General features: G+C 40.5%; 2 protein-coding genes and 1 pseudogene. All 3 read right to left on the reverse strand.

What is annotated here, in order from left to right:
• Positions 1-394 precede the first annotated feature (394 nt).
• Positions 395-1,585 (reverse strand): zonular occludens toxin domain-containing protein, encoded by a 1,191-nt coding sequence (locus CWC03_RS18325; protein ID WP_138583102.1) that lies wholly within the window; start codon positions 1,583-1,585, stop codon positions 395-397.
• Positions 1,586-1,587: 2 nt separating this feature from the next.
• Positions 1,588-1,905, reverse strand: coding sequence for a DUF2523 family protein (locus CWC03_RS18330; RefSeq protein ID WP_138583103.1), 318 nt, complete (start codon positions 1,903-1,905; stop codon positions 1,588-1,590).
• A gap of 2 nt (positions 1,906-1,907) precedes the next feature.
• Positions 1,908-2,370, reverse strand: a pseudogene (locus CWC03_RS23520) (hypothetical protein); the annotation flags it as partial.

The raw sequence follows: 2,370 nt of genomic DNA on the forward strand, positions 1-2,370 counted from the left end.
GCATAAACCACAAAAGCCCCGCAGGTGGCTATTTTGCGGGGCTTTTTCTCAACATAACGCAGTCGTTAAATTATAGGCTGTTGGGTGTGTATGGGTTTTCTAGTAAAATAAATTTAATTCCTGTTATTTATCAATAGCTTATGTCCGATAACAGCTAGTATTGGACATTAGATGGCTTTCTTCAGCCTGCCAGTTTTGAGGCTTCGAGCCATACATGGTATATGGTCGCGATGTTCAATCAAAAACTCAATCATTTGGCGGCATTCAATTTCTGATTGTTCGGGTATCCAAATCGTGACTTTCTTCAGACCTTTTTCACGTTGGGCTCTTTCGTATCGTTGATTTTTAGTTTCAGTGGTCACCAGTGACTTGTCCTTATATTGAAGATTTAAAGCTACTGCATAGCAACTGCATCAGTATCCATTGATTGCTCAGGCATCATCTGAATTTGTGGAGCATCGCACGTTATAAAATCGTGATAACGACCCTTGTATGAAATTTCTATCATACATTCAGACCTAACAATAACGTCGTAACCTGCCAGATAGAGATCCTGCAACTTCATTTCAAAAATGGGTTGTCCATTCTGGCTAGCCCCAATGTAATACGTTTTAATCCTATGGTTACGATTTGTGTACTCGGACATCCCATTGATGTGTAGCTGAACTTTATGAAATGGATGTTCTGCTGTCTTTGGCTCAGGTTCTTCGGTTACGGGAGCAACCCGTTTTGTATTTTGCTCATTTGCTGGTTGAGCATTTGGGAGCGAGTTTTGACTCTGGCCATGTGCAACAACTAGCGGAGTTTGAAAGTCTGAAGGAGATTGTGCATTTTCTTTAGATTCAGGCTTAGGTTTTGTTGGCTCACTATTAATAGCGGATATTAATATAAAAATAGAAAACGCAAACATTAAAAACGCCCCCTTAATAAACCAGTTGTCCCACCATTTTTTCACATCAGATGGCGCGACTTCCTTAATCTCTTTATCAGATTTTGTGTGAGATGAATAAAACTTAAAATACTTTTGTTCATATTCGCGTTCATGAGTGGCTACAACTGTAGAATTTGATGCGCTAGCACCATCATGAACTTTTAATATATATTGGTCATCACGACCTAGCATTGATTTTTTTATGGCTCGATAATGGTTAGATACAAGGTCTCGAATGTCTCGATTTATTTTTCTGAAATTCTGAGTTATCAACATTATGTCAAAACCATAATGGCGGTGCATCTCGTAGAATTGGATCAACTCTTTGTCAGTGCCTTGTTGTGGTAAACAGAGCTGACATTCATCAATAAAAAAATATACACGATTGCCCTGCTCGTTTTGCCAGTGCTCATATTGGAGATAATGTTCCTTCCTAGAAAACGGACGTTGGCCGCCATAGTTGTGGAACTCACCATCAATAACCTCAATTAAATCACGACAGTAATCACCATAGACAGAGCAAAAATGGTCAACATCCAATGGCAGGTTGGTAACGACCTTGCGCTTCTGTTTTATAACAGTCGGGATGATATGACGAACAACAGCCTCGTACGATTTGCCACCGCCAGTTCGTCCAGAAATACCGTGTATCATGCTTAGCTCCCTAGCCTAGTAAATGGAATGAGTTGTAATAAAAATCGAATTGTTAACGCTGTGACTATCATTCCCAGCGCCTGACCAAGGCCAGAGGCACTAGCAAAATATGCAGCAGTTGGAGGAATGCCATTTATATATTGAGTTATATTTAAACCATCAAATAAACTACCTAGACCATCCAATATAACGACAACCAAATCTAAAATGGATTCTAATAGCCAATACATAATGTCTTTTAGCGCATCAAGAAATGTCAGCATGATGGAATACATAAATAGCTTTGCGTCTTCCCACGTTTGAACTAACCAAGCAAACATAATCAACCTCCGAATATAATAGCTCTACACAAAAAAGCCGCAGAACATAAGATAATCGCCTTTATAAAGGCCATGATTGCCGCATCTGGTAACGGAATTTCCTTACACCCATAATTCATATATTGTCCGAGATTAAAACAGATTCGATTTTCTGGAGCTGAGCCAGTAGCGGTAAATTTGAATTGCTGGATAAACTGAGCTGCCTCGGTGTTTCTGAGTTGATCTGATTTTTCATCCCAAACGCCCTGAAAGCCTTCCTCATATTCCGACTCCCAGTAACTAACCGCATTGGCCTTATCAAACATTTGTGGGTCGCCAGCATCAGTAAGATTTTTTAAAATAGCGGCAAGAAGTTCGGCAACCTCGTTATTTTCTTTCGGGCAGTCGTCACCCTCACATGGTTTTTCACCATCACCACCGCCGCCATCGCCATCGCCATCATCACCATCGTTCCCGTCGTTGCCA

This window comes from Pseudoalteromonas sp. S2755 (assembly GCF_005886535.1).
GTDB lineage: Bacteria > Pseudomonadota > Gammaproteobacteria > Enterobacterales > Alteromonadaceae > Pseudoalteromonas.